The following is a 17,298-nucleotide window of genomic DNA, read 5'->3' on the forward strand; positions in this document are numbered from 1 at the left end:
GCACTACCAGTCGATCGTCCGTATCCCCGCAACGGCCAGCAGGTCGAGTACTCCGTGCTGTCGATGCCGAGGGCGAGGGCGACCCACAGCGCCCGCAGCCGCCCGTGCTCACCGCAGATGACCGCCGGGGCCCTCGAGCGGGTGCGCCGCCGGACTGGGCGGCTGCGGCGGGTTTCCGAGCTCGACGTGGATCTCCTGGGCGAGCAGCACGGACATGTCACGTCGCCATTCGGGCAGGCCGTGGATGTCGTCGTGGACCAGCTCCCACGGCAGCGCCGCTTCGACTCGCCTGGCCACCTCCGCCGCCCCGACGTCGAGCGGGAGGTCCAGCTGCACTGGCCGCACCGTCGCGGCGGTGACGGTGAGGCGGATCCTGCCGTCCCTCAGGTCACGACCGATCAGCAGCACGCCGGAGCGGCCGAGGTTCGACAGCGACAGTCGACGGAACGCCGCCCGGGTCTCGAGCGCGGCCCGCGGGACGAGGAAGGAGCGGATCAGCTCCCCCGGGGCGAGCGCGGTGCGCCGGTCGCCCGTGACGAGCTGTGCGACCGGCAGGCGCCGACGGCCCCCGCCCGGCCCCCACACGGTCGCCTCGGCGTCCAGGCCGGCGAGCAGTGAGGTCATCGGGCCGGCGGGCAGCGCAGCGGCGACGTTCCCGCCGACGGTCGAGGTGTTCCAGATCTTGAAGGAAGCGACGAAGGCGTCGCAGCAGGGGCGGAGCATCTCGGTCGCCGGCCACTCCTCGACGCCCGGGAATCCGTCGGCGCGGGGCTGCGCGGTGACGCCGGGACGGAGCACCCGGTAGGGCGCCTCCGTGCCGGGCAGGGCGTAGAGCTCGGCGATGGTGCAGGTCGCGGCCAGCTCCAGGCCCCCCTCCCGCACGGTCCACGGCTCCCATCCGGCGGAGCGGAGGTCGAGCAGACGGCGCAGCCGGTCGCTGCCGTAGGAGAACAGGACCGTGCCGCCGCCGAGCCAGGCATCGCCCGCGCGGAAGTCGTCGGGGTCGGCGGTGGCGCGGACCTCCTCGACCGTAGAGAGGTCCACGGACTCAGGCCTCCGTCCCCATGCGCCGCAGCACCAGCCGCTCGAGCAGCGAGACCAGGCCGTAGAGCACGAGCGACGCCGCGGTCACGACCACCACCGACGCCCACACCGAGTCGTAGCGGGCGCGGGAGACGTCCGAGACGATCTGGTAGCCGATGCCCTGGCCGGTGGCGAGCCACTCCGCCAGCAGCGCCCCGGTCAGCGCTCCCGGGATGGAGATGCGCAGCGCGGTGAACAGGGCGGGCAGCGAAGCGGGCACGGCCACGGCACGGAAAGCGGTGAACCGGCTGCCGCCGAACACTGAGATCACGTCGATCATGGCCGGGGAGGCGGAGCGCAGGCCGAGCACGATCGTCACCAGCGCGGGGAACAGCACGACGATCCCGCCCATGGCGGCGACGGTCGCGGTGCCGCGGCCGAAGATCAGGATGAGGATCGGCGCCATCGCGACCAGCGGCACGGAGCGCAGCAGCATGGCCAGCGGCAGCAGGGCGTCCTCCACCCCGCGGACCAGGGTGAACCCGGCCGCGACGATCATCGCCAGCGCCAGCCCCGCCACGAAGCCGATCGCCGCGTCGGCGAGGGTGATGCCGAGGTTGCCGAGCACGGCGGCGCGGTGGTGGGCGGCGTCCTCGTCCAGTACGAGATGGCCGACCACGTCCAGCGGACCCTTGCCGATGAAGCTGGAGACGTCGAGGACCCGCAGGCCCCCGGCCCAGATCGCGAGGACCACGGCGAGCGAGATCAGCACCCCGAGGAGGGTGCTCGAGAGGGATTTCAGGGCGTGGGTCATCAGGACCTGCCTCCTTCAGTGCCGGTGGACCAGGGGGTGGCGAAGCGGGCGACGAGCGCGAGGATCGCGAAGGCGACGCCGGCGAGCAGGCCGCACACGATCGCGACTCCCCACACCCGCTCGATCTCGAGGGACTGCTGGGCGTTGACCATCGCAGGGCCCAGGCCCCGGTCGACGCCGCCCACGTACTCGCCGAGCACCGCGCCGAGCAGCGCGCCCGGCGCCGCAATCTTCAGGGAGCTCAGGACGCTGGGCAGGGCGGAGATGACCTGGACGGTGCGCAGCTGCGTGAGGCGGGTGCCGCCGTAGACGGTGATGACGTCCAGGGCGGCCCGGTCGGCGCTGCGCAGGCCCAGGATCGAGCCGACCAGGGTCGTGAAGAAGACCGACAGCGCGGCGAGGACGACGGCGGTCCCGGAGGGGGCGCCGGAGGCGGGCGGACCGAGGACGATGAAGATGATCGGACCGATCGCGACCAGCGGCAGGCAGTAGCTGATGACGCCCAGCTGGGTGATGATCCGCTCGAGCGCGGGCACCAGCATCACCACCGCGGCGAGCAGCAGGGCGAGGGCGTTGCCGAGGAGGTAGCCGAGGCCCGCCTCCGCGAGGGTGACCGAGGCGTTGCGGGAGTAGTAGGTCCACCCGTCGGCCGCGAGCTGGGCGAGGATCGCGCCGGGGGTGGGGATCGCACCGCCCTCGGCGGCCCCGGCCCCGGAGAGCACCGTGCCGGCGAGGATCCACCACCCGGCGATCACGGCGAGGGTGCCGAGCACGCCGATCGCCCAGCGGGGCAGCGGCCGACGGGCGGGCAGGGAGGGGACGGCGGGGATCTCGTCCGCGACGGCGGTGGTGGGGGTGGCAGCGGTCATGGCATGGTCCTCCTTCTCCCGCGTCGGCGGGCTCACGCGCTCTCGGGCAGCGCGGCGGCGTCGGCCGGGGCGCCGAACAGCACCTCCGAGGCGTGGTCGCACAGGGCGTGGAACTCCGGGGTGCGCATCATCTCGGGGGTGCGGGGGCGCGGCAGGTCCACGTCGAACACCTCGACGATCCGGCCGGGCCGCGCGCTCATCACGGCGACCTGGTCGGAGAGGAACACGGCCTCGGAGATGCCGTGGGTGACCATCAGGGTCGTCGCGGGCTTCTCGGTCCAGATGCGCAGCAGCTCGAGGTTCAGGCGCTGACGGGTCATGTCGTCGAGCGCGCCGAAGGGCTCGTCGAGCAGCAGCACCTCCGGCTTGACGACGAGGGCGCGGGCGATCGAGACGCGCTGGCGCATGCCGCCGGAGAGCTGGCCCGGCTTCGCGTTCTCGAAGGCGCGCAGCCCCACCAGGTCCAGGAGGTCGTCGATGTAGGGCTCGTTCTCGAGCTTCCCGGCAACCTCGAGGGCGAGACGGATGTTGCCGCGCACGGTGCGCCAGGGCAGCAGGGCGGAGTCCTGGAAGGCGATCCCGAGGCGGGAGCTGGCGCGCAGCTGCTCGGGGCTCATCCCGTCCACGAGCGCGGTGCCGGTCGTCGGCGCCTCGAGACCGGCGAGGATCCGCAGGATCGTGGACTTGCCGCATCCGGAGGGCCCGAGCAGCGAGAGGAAGGAGCCGCGGTCGGTGGCGAGCTGCGTGTCCTGGAAGGCGGTCACGGGGCGGCGGCCCGAGGTGAAGGTCTTGCTCAGGCGCCGGAGGTCGATGCCGGTGGCGCCGGCCTCGGGCATCTCGGTGCGGGGCCGGGGATCGTGCTGCGCGGTCATGGGTGTGCCCTTCGGATCGGGGAGGGGTCAGGAGGCGAGGAGGTCGGGGTTCTCCTCATGGACCTCCTGCAGCAGGGTCGGGTCGAAGAAGGAGCCCTGGTCGACCACATGGCCGGCGAGCGCCAGCAGCTCGACGTTCGTCGCGGCGAGCTCGTCGGAGATGGCGAACAGACCGTTCGCCTCGGTCTCCTCGCTGACGACGAGCTGGTTCTGGGCCTCGGCCTGGCGCTGCTCCTTCTCGGGGTCCAGGCCGAGGTCCGCGCCGTACTCCTCATAGGCGAGCCGGGCGGACTCCGCCGGGTCGGCGAGGGCGTCCTGCCAGCCTCGGATCGTGCCGAGCAGGAAGGCCTTGAGCTCCTCCCGCCGCTCCTGGACGTTCGCCGCGGTCGTGACGAAGGCGCCGGAGACGAAGGGCAGGCCGTTCTCGGCGAGCGGCAGGTTCACGACCTCCAGGCCCGCGAGAGCGACGGTGATCGCCTCGTTGGTGAGGGTGCAGATCTGCCCGTCGACCTCCCCGTTGATCAGCGGCTGCGGATCGAACTGGACGGTCACCCGCTCGACGTCGGCGGGGTCGATCCCGTTGACCTCCAGGAGCGCGTCGAAGAGCACCTCGTTGGTGCCCGTGGCAACGCCGATCCGCCGGCCGACGAGATCGGCGGGGGTGGTGATCGGGGAGGCGGAGGTGGAGCAGATGGTGAAGGGGTTGCGCTGGAACTTCGCCCCGAGCAGCACGAGCGGCGCCTGCTCCCCCGCGACCATCGATCCGGCGGCGAGCGGGGTGGTCATTCCGACGAGCGCGGAGTCGGAGAGGACCATCGCCTCGGAGGAGGTGCCGCTGGGCCCGCCGGGGATGAGGGTCACCTCGTCGAAGCCGGCCTCCGCGTAGTAGCCGCGGGAGTCGGCGAAGTACTCGCCGGCGAACTCGGTGGTGCGGATCCAGTTCTGGTTCACCTCGAGCCCGCCGAGGCTCCCGGCGTCGGCGCCCGACCCGTCGGCCGCGGAGCACGCGGTCAGGGCGAGGGCCGGGGCGGCGATCGCCCCGCCCAGCAGCAGGCGACGGGAGGGACGGAGCCGGCTCGGGCCGACGAGGGCAGGTCGGGGACAGGACACGGGAGCCCCTTTCTGGGAGGACGGTCCGGCGAGCCGCGCACGGTGCTCCGAGGTCGGTCACCGCACCAGGTCTTCCGGTGGCGGCCACGCTATGGAACGACTGTTTCGCCAGCGGTGCGCTCCTGTTTCGGCGGCGTAAACCCGGGTCCACCGGCACCCGGACCCCGGCACGACGGCACCCGCGGAAACATGGCCGACACGTCCCGCCCCTAGCCTGACGGCGACCGGAGGGTGCGAGTCCGCACCGTCATCAGACCGCCGGGAGGCAGCCCATGGACCAGCACGCATCCACCGCCCGTTCGACCTTCGGCGTCACCATGCCGGACTGGGTCGCGGAGGAGGTGGCCGCGCTCGGCACCGCCCCGAGCGGCGACTCCCCGGCCGCGCGCACCGTGCTCATGCGGCTGCTGAACCGGCTCGCGGAGCGGAACGTGCGCGAGGGCGGCGGCGGGCCCTTCGCCGCCCTGGTGCGCGACGGCGCGAGCGGGGAGATCGTCGCGGCTGGCGTGAACCGGGTGCTCGCCTCGGGGCTGTCCTCGATGCACGCCGAGGTCACGACGCTCTCCCTCGCGCAGACGCGGCGGGGTGCCTGGGATCTGGGCGCCGCCGGCGCGGCCCCGCTCGAGCTGTGGGTCAACGCGCGCCCGTGCGTCATGTGCTACGGCGCGACCATGTGGTCGGGGGTGACGCGCCTGGTCATCGCCGTGGACGGACCCGAGGTGGAGGAGCTCACCGGCTTCGACGAGGGCCCCATGCCGGAGGACTGGATCGGCCGGTTCCGCGAGCGGGGCATCGAGGTGGAGACCGACGTGCTGCGCGAGGAGGCGGTCGAGGTGCTGGCCGGCTACCGGGACCTCGTCTCCGCGGGCTCCGCGACGCTGTACAACGCGCGGGGCACCGGGGTGCACGCGGGCTGAGGTCCCGTCAGCCCGTCGTCACCCCGGCGGCCTTCATCGCGAGGTACAGGCGGTCCCGGCTCATGGGCAGGGACGTCACCCTCACCCCGACGGCGTCGCGGACCGCGTTGGTGAGCGCCGGGGCGACGGGCGTGTACGGGCTCTCGCTCATGGACTTCGCGCCCAGCGGACCGAGCCGGTCGCTCGTGGTCGCGAAGAGCACCTCGGTGCGGGGGACGTCGGCGTAGGTGGGGATGTGGTACTGGCGCAGGATGTCGGTGCTCACCCGCCCCTCCGCCTCGACCACGACCTCCTCGTGGAGGGCGGCGCCGAGGGCCTGCGCGGCGCCGCCCTGCACCTGGCCGCGGCACTGGTGGGGGTTGACCACGAAGCCGGCATCGGCCGCCTGGATGCTGCGCAGGATCCGCAGCTCGCCGGTGCGGCGGTGCACGGCGACCCGCACCCCGTGGACGTTGAAGGCGACGGAGCGGGGCGAGCCGTTCCAGTGGGCCTCCGCCTCGAGCGGCCCCGGGGAGTCCGGGCCGGTGGTGCTCGCGGCGAGCTCCTCCCAGGGGACGAGGGTCGCGGTCACCCCGTGGCGGAGACCGGCCTCCTCCCCCGCCCAGTCCGCCGGGTCCGTGGTCGTGCCGCGGAGCTCCGACGCCCTCTCGGCGAGCCGGCGGGCGAGGGCCTGCGCGGCGTGGAAGGTCGCCTTGCCGGCGACGACGGTGCCGGCCGAGCCGTACGCCCCGGTGTCGTGGCCGACCAGGGCGGTGTCAGACTGCAGGATGCGTATCCGCTCCGAGGCGCAGCCGAGCGCGGCCGCGGCGAGCTGGACGTGGACGGTGGTGGTGCCGTTGCCGAACTCGGCCGTGCCCGCCCGCACCTCAATCCTCCCGTCGCCCCGCAGGGCGAGCCGGCTGTGGGAGTGGTGGCCGCGCGGCGGCACGGTGTCCAGCATCGACAGCGCCATGCCGGTGCCGATCGCCCAGTCGGGGCCGAGCCCCGCGGCCCCCCGGGCACCGCCGTCGGCCCCCTCCGCCGGGGCGGCGAGCGCCTCCTCGACCAGGTCCAGGCACTGGTCCAGCCCGTAGGAGCCGTACTCGACGTCCGTCGTGGGCGTCGGCGACGTGGAGATCATCGGATCGCCCTCGCGGATCACGTTCCGGCGGCGGAACGCGAAGGGGTCCAGGCCCAGGGCACGGGCGAGCTCGTCCATCACGGACTCGATCGCGAAGACGGTCTGGCTGAGCCCGTAGCCGCGGAACGCCCCGGAGGGGACGGTGTTCGTGTAGACGACCTCTGCGTCCACCGCCTTGGCCGGTGCGCTGTAGACGGCCAGGCATTCGCCCGTGCCGTGGAACATGGTGCCGGGGCCGTGGTTGCCGTAGGCGCCGGTGTTCGACAGCAGCGAGAGGTGGATCGCGGTGAGGCGACCGTCGGTGTCGGCCCCGGCCCGGACCCGCAGCCGCATGGGGTGGCGCACCGAGGTGGAGGTGAACTGCTCGGTGCGGGTGTGCTCGAGCTGCACGGGCCGGCCGGTGCGCAGGGTCGCGAGCGCCACCAGGTCCTCGGTGAACACCTCCTGCTTCCCGCCGAAGCCGCCGCCCACACGCGGGGCGATCACGCGGACCCGCTCGGCGGGCAGATCGAACAGGCGCGCCAGGGTGCGGCGGGCGAGGTAGGGGACCTGGGTGCTCGAGCGGACCACGAGCGTGCCGTCGGGGTCGAGGGAGGCGATCGAGGCGTGGGTCTCGAGGCTGACGTGCTGGACGCGCTGGGTCTCGAACTCGCGGTCGATCACGACGGCGGCACGGGCGAGGCCGGCCTCGAGGTCCCCGACCCGGGTGTGCAGGGCGGCGACGAGGTTCGTGGCCGCGTCGGCGATGCCGGAGCCCTCGGTCTTCTCGCCGTGCAGGGCCGGACCGGTGCGGGCTCGGGTGGGGTCGGTGTTCGCCTCGAGGAGCTCGTAGTCGACCTGCAGGGCCCGCACCCCGGCCTCGGCCGCCGCGACGGAGTCGGCGAGCACGGCCGCGACGCGCTGCCCGACGAAGCGGACGGTGTCGTCGAGCACCCGGGTGTCCAGGGGGTCGTCGGCGAGGTGCTCGTGCTGGCCGGTGGAGAACAGGACGTCCGGGGCGTCCTCGTGGGTGAGGACGCTGTGCACGCCGGGGACGGCGAGCGCGGAGGCGGTGTCGATCGCCCGGATCCGGGCGTGGGCGTGCGGGGAGCGCAGCAGCTTCAGGTGCAGCAGCCCGGGCAGCGTCGCGGGGTCGACGTCGAGGGTGTACGGCTCGGTGCCGGTGACGACGCGGCGGGCGGCGGGGGCGCCGAGGCTGCGACCCGCGGCCGCCCCCTCCTCGACGTGGACGCAGCCGGCGATCGCGTCCTCGATCGCTGAGTAGCCGGTGCAGCGGCAGAGGTTGCCCTTGAGGGAGCGGGGCAGGTCGGCGCGGTCCCCGTCGGTCAGCGCCGCGGCGGTCATGATCATGCCGGGGGTGCAGAACCCGCACTGGAAGCCCTGCGCCTTGCGGAACGCGCACTGGACGGGGTGCTCGGGCGGGGTGGCAGGGCCCGCCGGGGCGGGCGGGGTCGCATCGGCCGACGGGGCTGCGGCATCTGCCGGGATCTCGGTGGGTGCGGGGGCGGTCGCGGCGAGGCCGTTGATGGTGGTGACGGCGGAGCCGGCGGCGCGCACGGCGGGGACGACGCAGCTGTGCACGGGCTTGCCGTCCAGGTGGACGGTGCAGGCGCCGCAGTCGCCTCCGTCGCAGCCCTTCTTCACGCCGAGCCGGCCGAGGTCGCGCAGGTAGGTGCGCAGGCACTGGCCGGGGCGGGGCGGGGCCGCGGCCGGGGTGCCGTCGACGATCACGGGGGCTCCGGCCGGGGGTGCGGGGCGGGAGGTCTGCGGGGTGGTGGTCATGCGGGGATGCTTCCGTGCAGGGGGCCGGTGGTGGTGCGCAGCGGCTGGGCGGCCGCGCGACCGGTGCGCTCGGCGACGACCTCCGCCATGACGGAGAGCGCGAACTCGGCGGGGGTGGAGCCGCCGAGGTCCAGGCCGATCGGCGAGTGCAGGGCCTCGAGCTGGGCGATGGTCACGCCCCGTTCGAGGAGGCGGCGGATCCGCTCGTCGTGGGTGCGGCGGGAGCCCATCGCGCCGACGTAGGCGACCGGGAGGGAGAGCGCGGTCTCGACCAGGGGGTCGTCGATCTTCGGATCATGACCCAGGCACGCGATGACGGTGCGGTGGTCCAGCCGCCCGGCCTCGTCCTCCTCGCGGAGGTAGCGGTCGGGGCGGGCGACGACGATCCGGTCCGCGGCGGGGAACCGCTCGCGGGTGAGGAAGGTACTGCGCGGGTCGACGACGGTGGTGTCGTAGCCGAGGGTGCGGCCCTGGGCGAGCAGGGCCGCGGCGAGGTCGGTGGTGCCGCTGACGATGAGGCGCGGGGCGGGGCGCCTCACGAGGAGGAACAGCTCGGGGGCGTCGGGTGCGGGCAGGGCCGGGATGCCCTCGGCGAGCAGACCGCAGTCGGTGGGGAGGGAGACGATGCCGGTCTCGCCGGCGGCGGTGCGGGCGGCGAGCTGTGCGGCGAGGCGGCGCACGAGCGCGGGGTCGACGAAGAGCACGGGCTCGCTGGCCCCGCCGGTCGCGTCGGCCTCGCCGGTGGCGCCGGGCCCGTCGGCCCCGGCGAGCAGTGCCGCGAGCGGGCCCTCCCACTCCCCCGCGTCGTCGGCGCGCGGGACGGGCAGGGCGAGGCGTCGGCTCGGTTCGTCGAGGCTCCACAGCAGCGCTCCCGGTGCACCGTCCAGCAGCGCGTCGAGTCCAGCGGCGGGGTCCGGGGCGGCGAGAGGCTGGACGAGCACGTCGATGCTGCCGCCGCACATGAGCCCCACCTCCCAGGCGGCGGCGTCGGTGTAGCCGTAGGTGCGGCGCTCGGGCACGCCGGTGGCGAGCACCTCGAGGCCCTGCTCGATGAGGTCTGACTCGACGCAGCCGCCGGAGAGGGAGCCGCGCACCAGCCCGCCCTCCCCGATCACCATCGTGGTGCCGAGCGGCCGGGGCGCGGAGCCCTCGGTCGCGACGATGGTGGCGAGCGCGAGGGGCTTGCCGGCCTCGAGCCAGCGGGTGCAGGCCGCGGCGAGGGCACCCTGGAGCGGCGCGGCGAGGGTGTCGCTCATGCGCCCGCTCCCGCCTGCTCCGCGCCGGGCGCCGTCGCCCCGTGCCCCGTGAGGAACCGGCCGCGCGGGGACGCGTCCTCGTCGGCCGTGAGGATCTGCCCGCGCAGCACCGCATCGACCACCGCGCCCTGGAGCGCGAGGCCGTCGTAGGCGGAGAGCGGGTGACGGTGAACGAAGCGGTCCGCGCGCAGGGTCTGGGTGCGGGCCGGGTCGTAGAGGATCAGGTCCGCGTCGGCGCCCACCTCGAGGCGGCCCTTGTGGGCGAGGCCCACGAGGTCGGCGGTCGCCCGCGCCATCCAGCGACTCACCTGGGCGATGTCGATGCCGCGGGTGCGGGCCTCGGCGGCGACGGCGGTGAATCCGGCCTGGAGTCCGGAAATCCCGCCCCAGGCCTGCTGGAGGTCGGGGGCGCCGCGGTGCTTCTCCGCCGGGGAGGACGGCGAGTGGTCGGTGACGATCATGTCGATGAGCCCGGCCTCGAGGCCCTGCCAGAGGGCGTCGCGGTTGCCGGCGTCGCGGATCGGCGGGCAGCACTTGTACTCCGGCGACGCATCCGGCACGGCCTCCGCGGCGAAGCACAGGTAGTGGGGGCAGGTCTCGACCGTGAGCGGCAGACCCTCCGCCTTGGCCTGCTGGATGAGGTCCAGGGCGCGGGCGCTGGAGAGGTGGAGCAGGTGGGTGCGGGCCCCGGTCTCGCGCACCGCCTCGATGAGCCCCGCGATCGCAGTGACCTCGGCGGACTCAGGCCGGGAGGCGACGAAGTCGGTGTACTTCGCGGACGGCACCGCCGGGGCGGCGTCGATGGTGGAGGCGTCCTCGGCGTGGACGATCACGAGCCCGTCGAAGGTGGCGACCTCATGCATCGCCGCGCGCAGCTGGGCGGCGTCGACCGGCGGGAACTCGTCCACCCCCGACGGCAGCAGGAAGCACTTGAAGCCCATCACACCCGCCTCCCACAGCGGACGCAGCTGGGCGGTGTTGCCGGGGACGATCCCGCCCCAGAACCCGAGGTCCACCGCGAGTGCGTCGCGGGCGGCGGCCTGCTTCACACGCAGCGATGCCACGTCGATCGTGGGCGGGATGGAGTTCAGCGGCATGTCCACGAGGGTCGTGACCCCGCCGAGCGCGGCGGCGCGGGTGGCGGTCGCGAAACCCTCCCATTCGGTGCGACCGGGCTCGTTGATGTGCACGTGGGTGTCCACGTTCCCGGGCAGCACCTGCAGACCGTCGGGGACGACGAGGGTGCCGGGCAGGCGCGGTGCCCCGTCCGGGAGCTGGCGGATCACGGTGATCCGGCCGTCCTCGATGTCGAGCTCGGCCGCGACGAGCCGGTCCCCGAGCAGCATCTCGTGGGCGCGGACGGTGTGCAGCTCGCCGGAGCTCGTCCCGGCTTTCGTCGCGGCCGTCGTCCCTGGTCCTGGCATGGTCCGGGGCCTCAGCAGAATCCGCCGAGCCACTCCCAGGCGGCCGGCTGGTCGGGCTCGCCGGGGCGGGTGACCGCGGCCTGCATGAGCCCGTAGGGGCGGTCCCCGGCGATGAACACCTCGTTGTCGTTGCCGAGCTCGAAGGGGCTGAGGTCCACGAGGTAGTGGTGCTTGTTGGGCATGACCATGCGGATCTCGGCCAGCTCCGGACGGGCGGCGAGCACGGCCTCGCCGATCGCGAAGAGGGTCTGCTGCAGGGACAGGGAGTGCGTGGTCGCGAAGGTCTCCAACAGCACCGCGCGCACCGCCGCGAAGGTCTCGTCCGGGTCGACGCCGGAGGTCCCGTCGGCCGCGACGGGCTCACGGAAGCGCCAGCGGGCGGTGACCTCGGTGGCGAGGATGCGGTCGGTGGTCTCGGGCAGGGTCGTGTACCGGTCCCGCGGGAAGCCGTGGAACTCGCTGCCGGTCGACTTCAGGACCACGAGGTCCTTGATCCCGCCGATCACGTGGGTGGCGCCGTCCTGGACGGTGACGGCGGCGGTGCGGACCTCGGGGCCGGTGCGCACGAAGGAGTGGTCGTGCCCCTCACCTGCGGCGGTGATGCGCTCCCAGCCGAACTGCTCGGCCTCCCAGCGCCCGCCGGTCAGCCACGTGCCCTCGGCCATGAAGTGCTCGGCCAGGCGCAGCAGGAACCGCTCGGGACCGGCGACGCCGTACTGCTTCGCGAAGGCGTAGACGGTGTTCTTCTGCGTGTCGGTGGCGATGACCCGCGCGTTGTCGCCGGTGCGGTAGCAGTCCTCGAAGTCGCCGCGCAGCATCGAGGTGACGTTCAGGTCCGTCAGCGCATGGCGCAGGGTGGAGCGGTCCACGTGGACGAGCCGCACCTCGGCCTTGCCGTACTGGTTCCGGCCCAGCACGGCGGTGGGGGCGGAGCCGGCGGGCGCGGAGCCCGCGGGGGTGGCCGACGGGGCGGGGGTCTGCGGGGTGGTGGTCTCGAGCATGTCAGCTGCCTCGGTAGGTGGAGTGGGCGAAGGGGCTCAGCAGGAGCGGCACATGGGCGTGGCCCTCGTCGAGGGAGAAGGCCACCTCGACCTCGGGGAAGAACGTGACCTGGCGGCGTTCGGCGTAGTAGGCGCCGGTCGCGAAGCGGAGACGGTAGGTGCCCGGCACGAGCGCGATCGGGCCGAGGACGCGCACGCGCCCGTCGGCGTCGGTGACCCCGGTCGCGACCTCGGAGCCGCCAGCATCCAGGAGAGTCACGGCGACGCCGACAGCGGGCCGGCCGGTGCCGGTGTCGAGCACGTGGGTGGTGACGTGGCTGATGACGGCGTCCTTCCTCCGGCGGTCGGCGGGTCCCGCGCGCCGCCTGCGACAGGCTGCGCGGCCGGGTCCCACCCTGGTTCCTCCACGCTAGAAATCGAGTGCGGCCGGACCGTTTCTCCCGTGTAAAACATGTGTTTCGCGGGTCTGCTCTGCAGATGTAACCACCGTGAAACAGGCCCAGACGCCCGCTGAAACACACGATCCCTAGCGTCGGACTCGCCGCCACTGCCCCGAGGCGCTGCACCCCTTGAGAAGAAGGCGAACGCCATGAAGATTCCTCGCACCTCTGCCTCCGCCCCGACCCGACGCGTCGTGATCGGCACGTCCCTCGCCGCGCTCGGCGCCCTGTCGCTGGCCGCCTGCGGCGGGGCCGACGCCGAGTCCGCCTCCGGCGGCTCCTCCGACGGCGGGGAGGGCGCGGCCGACTACGGCACGCTCGACATCAACCTCTCGTGGATCAAGAACGCGGAGTTCGCCGGCGAGTACATGGCCATCGACCGCGGCTACTTCGAGGAGGCCGGGTTCTCCGAGGTGAACCTCATCGCCGGCGGACCGTCCGGCACCTCGAGCGAGACGATGGTCCTCTCGGGCTCGGCGATCATGGGCACCACCTCGCCGCTCGGCGTGGCGCCGCTGATCCAGGACGAGGAGGCGCCGCTGAAGATCATCGGCACCACCTACCAGAAGAACCCCTTCACGATCATCTCCCTCGGCGACGCGGCCCCGATCGCGACCCCGGCGGACCTCGTCGGCAAGAAGATCGGCGTGCAGACCGGCGTGAACGAGACCCTGTTCGACGGGTTCCTCGCCGCCAACGGGATCGACGCGGCCCAGCTCGAGAAGGTGCCGGTGCAGTACGACCCGCAGCCGCTCGTGAACGGCGAGGTCGACGGGTTCTTCGGCTACCTCACCAACGAGGCGCTGACCCTGGAGCTCGCCGGCGAGGACGTGGTGAACCTGCCGCTGGCGGACAACGGCCTGCCGTTCATGGCCGAGAGCCTGGTGGTCACCCAGGAGAGCATCGAGACCCGGCGCGAGGCGCTCAAGGCCGCGCTGCTCGCCCTCATCCGCGGCTGGAGGGACGCCATCGCCGAGCCCGAGGAGGGCGCCCGGCTGGCGGTCGAGGAGTTCGGGCAGGATCTGGGCCTGGACCTGGAGAAGGAGATCCGGCAGGCGGAGGAGCAGATCGACCTGGTCAGCACCGAGGAGACCACCGCCAACGGGCTGCTGACCATGTCGGCCGAGCTGATGCAGCAGAACGTGGAGGCACTCGCGGGAGCCGGGTACGAGCTCACCGTCGAGGACTGCTTCGACACCACCCTGCTCGAGGAGGTCTACGCGGAGAACCCCGACCTGAACTGACATGGGGGAGCCGACGGGGGCGGACCGCAGGGTCCGCCCCCCGTTCCCGTGCGCGCGGGGAGCGGCCGCCTGCCGCTCCGGCTCAGCTGCCCTCGAGCTCCCCGAGGGCGTCATAGGCGGCGGTGATCCGGCTGATGCGGCGGGCCCCCTCCGGCCCCAGCCGGTTCAGCACGCCGTTCGACAGCACCGACACCAGCGCCATCGCGGTCGAGTAGGAGTCGAAGGCGCCGTCGGAGTCGATCGGGCACTCGAGCCAGCAGTCGGCCCCGGCGGCGTAGGGGCGGGCGGTGCCGTCGCCGATCAGCAGGCACGAGGCCGGTCCGTCGGAGATCGCCGAGGCGAGGTCGGGGAACGTGGCGGGACGTCGTCGGAAGCCGACCAGTACCACCAGGTCGTTCGCGCCGATGCCGACCAGCTCCTCCCCCAGCGCCTGGCCCGGCCGCGGCGCCACCCGCACGTCCTCCCGCGCCTGGATCAGCTGCTGGTGCAGATGCAGGGCGACCGGATAGCTGTTGCGCAGGCCGATGACGAGGATCCGCCGCGCCCTGCTCAGCAGGGCGGTGGCCTGCTCGAGCCCCCCGGCGGAGAGCACGCTGAGCAGACGGTCGTGATTCTCCCGCTCCGCGCGCAGATGCGCCTCCAGACCGGGCCCCAGTCCCGGCACGCCGGTCCGGGTGGGCGCCGCGAGCGGCGTGCCGGCGCTGCGCATGGCCCGGGTGTGCTCCTTGACCTCGCGGAAGTCCGCGAAGTCCAGCTTGCGGAACAGCCGACTCACCGTCGCCTTGGACACCCCGGTCTCGCGGCTGATGTCCGCGGCGCTGAACACGGCCAGGTCGCCGAGGTGCTCGAGCAGGAAGTCGCAGACCCGCCGCTCCTGGGGCGTGAGCTCGGCATACCTGCCGTCGATCCGCGCGTCGATGCGGGCACCGCTCATGCCGCGCCCGCGGTGTGCAGGACGGCCGCCTCGAAGGCCTGCAGGGCGACGGCCACGTCCTCGACGGTGACGGACTCGTCGGGGTGGTGGCTGACGCCATCGGCGCAGCGGACGAACAGCATGCCGATGTCGGTGACGGCGGCCATCGCCATCGCATCGTGACCGGCGCGGGAGAACAGCTCCATCGGCTCATCATCGCCCGTCGCACGGATCCCCGCACGCACCGCATCCATCAGACGGGGTGCGCAGCGCACGGCCGGGGCCGCGTGGATCTGCTCCACGTCCAGCGTGAGCCGCCGCTCAGCGCAGGCGCCGCGCACACGCTCCAGGATCCGCTCGAGCACCTCGTCGCGCAGCCGGTCCGTCTCGGCGCGCAGGTCCAGCGACATCTCCACCCGTCCGGGCACCACGTTGACCCCGCCGGGGAACGCCTCGAGGCGGCCGACGGTCGCGATCGCTCCGTGCTCCCGGGCGATCCGCTCGATGTCGAGCACCGCACGGCTCGCGCCGATCAGCGCGTCGCGGCGCCGCTCGTAGGGGGTGCCGCCGGCATGCCGGGCCTCCCCGTGGATGGTGAGGGCGAAACGGCGGGCGCCCGCGATCGAGGTGACCACGCCGAGGGGCCGGTCCGCCGCCTCGAGGAAGGGGCCCTGCTCGATGTGCACCTCGAGGTAGCCGGCGAGGTCCTCGCGGCGCAGCGCCGCCTCGTCGATCCGGGCGGGGTCCAGGCCGAAGGAGGCGAAGGCCTCGGCCATGGTCACGCCGTCCGCGTCGGGCAGGTCGAACCACTCGGGCTCCCAGATGCCGGCCAGCGCGCGGCTGCCCAGCAGGGTGACGCCGAAGCGGGTGCCCTCCTCGTCGGCGAAGGCGACGACCTCGAGGGCGAAGGGCAGCTCCGCGGCCCGCTCCCGCAGCCGGGCGACGGTCTCGACGGCGAGCAGCACCCCGAGGATCCCGTCGTACCGCCCGGCGTCCGGCACCGTGTCCAGATGGGAGGCGAGCACCAGGGCGGGCAGTCCTTCCCGGGAGCCCTCGAGCCGCCCGCGCTGGTTCCCGGCGGCGTCCTGCCAGGTGCGCATCCCGGCGGCGGTCATCAGTTCGGCGGCCACCGTGTTGTGGCGGGCGTGCTCGGGGGTGAGGTAGGTGCGCTCGATGCCGTCCTCGCGCGCGGAGATGGCGGCGATCCGGTCGCAGTCGGCCATGATGCGGCGGGCTGCCTCGAGGGCGTCGGCGCTCATCGCGCACCTCCCGCGCTCTCAGGGGTCGCTCCGTCGTAGTGCTCGAGGGCCGCGCCGACGCCTCCGCCGCCCCGCACGCTCACGCCGCCGCGGCGGAGCACCTGCTCGAGCGCGGCGAGGGTGAGCAGCACGGCGTCCCGGCGGGCGTTGTAGCCCATGGTGCCGATGCGCCACACCGTCCCGTGCAGCGGCCCGAAGCTGGTGCCGATCTCGATCCCGTAGTCCTCGAGCATCGCGGCACGGGCAGCGTCCCCGTCGATCCCGTCGGGGATCCTCACGGCCAGCACGTTGTGCATCCGGTGGGTCTGGTCCCCGAACAGCTCCAGCCCCAGGCCCCGCACGCCGGCGGCCATCGCTCCCCCGTGGAGACGGTGGCGGGCGACGGACGCCTCCATCCCGTCCGCGACCAGCAGCCGGGCGCACTCGCGCGCGGCATACAGCATGCTGGTCGCCTCGGTGTGGTGGTTCAGCCGCTGCTCGCCCCAGTAGTCCAGGATCATCGAGAGGTCGAAGTAGTTCGAGGCGATGCGTCGGCCGCGGCCGGGGCTGCCGTCGGCGATCCCGGCCTCGACGTGCCGCCGTGCGGCGATGACCTCCCGCGCCCGAGCGGACAGGGTCAGCGGGGAGCTGCCCGACGGGCCGGCCAGGCACTTCTGCAGTCCGGCGGTGGCGGCATCGATACCCCACGCGTCCACCGCCAGCTCGTTGCCGCCGAGGGACGCGGTCGCGTCGGTGTACAGCAGGGCGCCGTGTCGCGCGGCGATCGCGCCGAGCTCCTCGAGGGGCTGGTTCATGGTGGTGGAGGTGTCGCCCTGGACAACCGCGAGCAGCTTCGGACGCTCCCGCGCCACGGCCTCCTCGATCCGGGAGACGGGGACCACCTGACCCCACTCGGCCTCCACGGTGCTCACTGCGGCGCCGCAGCGCTCGGCGATCTCCACCAGCAGGTGGCCGAAGCGGCCGAACACCGGGACCAGCACCCGATCCCCGGGCTCGAGCAGGGAGACCATGACCGCCTCGGTGCCGGCCCGGGAGGTGCCGTCCACCAGCAGGGTCGCCTCGTTCGCGGTGCGGAACACCTCGCGGTAGAGGGTCTGGGTCTCGGTCATCCAGGCGGTCATCGCGGGGTCGAACTGGCCCACCAGCGCGGCGGACATCGCGCGCAGCACGCGCGGATCGGCGCTGATCGGGCCGGGACCCATCAGGAGCCGATGCGGCGGATCGATCGGGGCGGTGCTCATGGGTGGGATCCGT

At 73.6% G+C, this 17,298-nt stretch carries 15 protein-coding genes; 2 read left to right on the top strand and 13 right to left on the bottom strand.

From position 1 onward, the window contains the following. Positions 1–108 precede the first annotated feature (108 nt). The 5 genes from ACT3T9_RS08825 to ACT3T9_RS08845 are packed head-to-tail and all read right to left on the bottom strand — an operon-like array spanning position 109 to position 4,688. A complete protein-coding gene (locus ACT3T9_RS08825; RefSeq protein ID WP_444606351.1) occupies positions 109–1,044 on the bottom strand; it encodes an FAD binding domain-containing protein in 936 nt (311 codons plus the stop codon). Positions 1,045–1,048: 4 nt separating this feature from the next. After that, entirely contained in the window at positions 1,049–1,837 is a 789-nt protein-coding gene (locus tag ACT3T9_RS08830; RefSeq protein ID WP_444601244.1) for an ABC transporter permease, read from the bottom strand. Beyond that, positions 1,837–2,706: an ABC transporter permease gene (locus ACT3T9_RS08835; RefSeq protein ID WP_259843147.1), complete on the bottom strand. Its 870-nt coding sequence runs from the start codon at positions 2,704–2,706 to the stop codon at positions 1,837–1,839. The genes ACT3T9_RS08830 and ACT3T9_RS08835 overlap by 1 nt, the downstream gene beginning before the upstream one ends. A gap of 32 nt (positions 2,707–2,738) precedes the next feature. Next, entirely contained in the window at positions 2,739–3,578 is an 840-nt protein-coding gene (locus tag ACT3T9_RS08840) for an ABC transporter ATP-binding protein (RefSeq protein ID WP_444606352.1), read from the bottom strand. A gap of 27 nt (positions 3,579–3,605) precedes the next feature. Further along, on the bottom strand, positions 3,606–4,688 hold the full coding sequence (locus ACT3T9_RS08845; RefSeq protein ID WP_444606353.1) for an ABC transporter substrate-binding protein: 1,083 nt from the start codon (positions 4,686–4,688) through the stop codon (positions 3,606–3,608). Between the two features lie 272 nt (positions 4,689–4,960). Between ACT3T9_RS08845 and ACT3T9_RS08850 the strand changes: the two genes are divergently transcribed. Beyond that, on the top strand, positions 4,961–5,605 hold the full coding sequence (locus ACT3T9_RS08850) for a nucleoside deaminase (RefSeq protein ID WP_444606354.1): 645 nt from the start codon (positions 4,961–4,963) through the stop codon (positions 5,603–5,605). Positions 5,606–5,612: 7 nt separating this feature from the next. On the opposite strand, the gene ACT3T9_RS08855 is transcribed toward ACT3T9_RS08850, so the two are convergent. From ACT3T9_RS08855 to uraH, 5 genes are read right to left on the bottom strand one after another with little or no spacing between them, the layout of a single operon-like run. Further along, on the bottom strand, positions 5,613–8,507 hold the full coding sequence (locus tag ACT3T9_RS08855; RefSeq protein ID WP_444606355.1) for a molybdopterin-dependent oxidoreductase: 2,895 nt from the start codon (positions 8,505–8,507) through the stop codon (positions 5,613–5,615). Further along, positions 8,504–9,763 carry an XdhC family protein gene (locus ACT3T9_RS08860; RefSeq protein WP_444606356.1) on the bottom strand — a complete coding sequence of 420 codons (1,260 nt, stop codon included), beginning with the start codon at positions 9,761–9,763 and terminating at the stop codon, positions 8,504–8,506. Before ACT3T9_RS08860 ends, ACT3T9_RS08855 begins: the two co-directional genes overlap by 4 nt. Next, positions 9,760–11,187: an allantoinase AllB gene (allB, locus tag ACT3T9_RS08865; protein WP_444606357.1), complete on the bottom strand. Its 1,428-nt coding sequence runs from the start codon at positions 11,185–11,187 to the stop codon at positions 9,760–9,762. Before allB ends, ACT3T9_RS08860 begins: the two co-directional genes overlap by 4 nt. A gap of 11 nt (positions 11,188–11,198) precedes the next feature. Continuing rightward, the gene (gene pucL / locus ACT3T9_RS08870) at positions 11,199–12,188 is read right to left on the bottom strand and encodes a factor-independent urate hydroxylase (RefSeq protein ID WP_444606358.1); all 990 of its coding nucleotides are present in this window, start codon (positions 12,186–12,188) and stop codon (positions 11,199–11,201) included. A 1-nt stretch (position 12,189) separates the two neighbouring features. Further along, complete coding sequence (gene uraH, locus ACT3T9_RS08875) at positions 12,190–12,510, bottom strand: hydroxyisourate hydrolase (RefSeq protein ID WP_444606404.1); 321 nt, start codon at positions 12,508–12,510, stop codon at positions 12,190–12,192. Positions 12,511–12,777: 267 nt separating this feature from the next. Between uraH and ACT3T9_RS08880 the strand changes: the two genes are divergently transcribed. Beyond that, positions 12,778–13,872 (top strand): ABC transporter substrate-binding protein, encoded by a 1,095-nt coding sequence (locus ACT3T9_RS08880; RefSeq protein WP_444606359.1) that lies wholly within the window; start codon positions 12,778–12,780, stop codon positions 13,870–13,872. An 82-nt stretch (positions 13,873–13,954) separates the two neighbouring features. Here ACT3T9_RS08880 and ACT3T9_RS08885 read toward each other — a convergent pair whose 3' ends face one another. The 3 genes from ACT3T9_RS08885 to ACT3T9_RS08895 are packed head-to-tail and all read right to left on the bottom strand — an operon-like array spanning position 13,955 to position 17,285. Continuing rightward, positions 13,955–14,806, bottom strand: a complete 852-nt coding sequence (locus tag ACT3T9_RS08885) for a MurR/RpiR family transcriptional regulator (RefSeq protein ID WP_444606360.1) — start codon at positions 14,804–14,806, stop codon at positions 13,955–13,957. Further along, entirely contained in the window at positions 14,803–16,044 is a 1,242-nt protein-coding gene (locus ACT3T9_RS08890; RefSeq protein WP_444606361.1) for an allantoate amidohydrolase, read from the bottom strand. The genes ACT3T9_RS08885 and ACT3T9_RS08890 overlap by 4 nt, the downstream gene beginning before the upstream one ends. After that, complete coding sequence (locus tag ACT3T9_RS08895) at positions 16,041–17,285, bottom strand: pyridoxal-phosphate-dependent aminotransferase family protein (RefSeq protein WP_444606362.1); 1,245 nt, start codon at positions 17,283–17,285, stop codon at positions 16,041–16,043. The genes ACT3T9_RS08890 and ACT3T9_RS08895 overlap by 4 nt, the downstream gene beginning before the upstream one ends. Positions 17,286–17,298 lie beyond the last annotated feature (13 nt).

Source organism: Brachybacterium sp. AOP29-B2-41 (assembly GCF_052378395.1).
In the GTDB taxonomy this organism is placed as follows: Bacteria; Actinomycetota; Actinomycetes; order Actinomycetales; family Dermabacteraceae; genus Brachybacterium.